At 61.2% G+C, this 849-nt stretch carries 1 protein-coding gene; it reads left to right on the top strand.

Going from position 1 to position 849, the window contains the following annotated elements; genetic code table 11:
- Positions 1-400: sulfotransferase domain-containing protein (locus tag A5634_RS15600; RefSeq protein ID WP_172831712.1), on the top strand; the 400-nt coding region annotated here is incomplete at its 5' end.
- Positions 401-849: the final 449 nt, after the last annotated feature.

Below are 849 nucleotides of genomic sequence, written 5' to 3'. Positions count from 1 at the left end.
CGCCGGCGGCACGGTCTATACCCGCGCCAAACAAGTAGTGGCCCCGACGGGCATGGTCGGCGCTCCCTACGATGGCCTCAAGCAGGCTTGCTATGGCGCACAACGGGATCGACTGTTGGTGCTGCAGTACGAAACCCTCACTACCGACCCAGCCAAAGCGATGCAGGCCATCTACACCTTTATCGGTGAACCGGCCTTCGATCACGATTTCAGCCACGTCGAATACGACGTGACCGAGTTCGACGAGCGCGCCGGCACACCGGGTCTGCACACCGTACGTCCCGCGGTCAAAGCTGAACCCCGCGACACCGTGCTGCCCCCTGATTTGTTCAATCGCTTTGTCAGCGATGCCTTCTGGCGTGACCCAGAGCGAATTCCAGCCGACCTGCAAGTCGTGTGACGATTCGCGCATCGCGACGGTGTGCGCGCCGCCTACTTAGCGGCCCTTTCAACTTTCGCCCGACCGAGATAGATCGGACAGCTTTGATCGTGCCCTCCGGGGAACCTACTGGCCTGACCTGACGTGACTCATCAAGATCGCCACCAACCAACAACTAGCCAACCAGCAGCAACATATCGGAGCTTAAACACATTGGGGCATAGAACAATTCGTTCTCACAAACTTGCTGCGTATCGTGATACGCCACAACCTAAGTGCATCTCCCAAACGGCAACCGCGGCCGAGCCTTCGCGCCGACCGCGGCTACCGTGTACCCCTCAGTGACTAACCCTTAGGGGTGGCTGGCGCCGTTCGGCCCGTCAGCGCCGTTTGTGTTTCCGACGCCGGGACCGCCGTCGGTGCCGTTACCTGTGGCGTCCGCGATCGCGTTCACCCAGTCGCCGCCGGCC

This window comes from Mycobacterium asiaticum (assembly GCF_001673365.1).
Taxonomy (GTDB): Bacteria; Actinomycetota; Actinomycetes; order Mycobacteriales; family Mycobacteriaceae; genus Mycobacterium; species Mycobacterium asiaticum_A.
The sequence above is the reverse complement of the archived record's forward strand: the minus strand, read 5'-3'. Positions and strand labels throughout refer to the sequence as shown.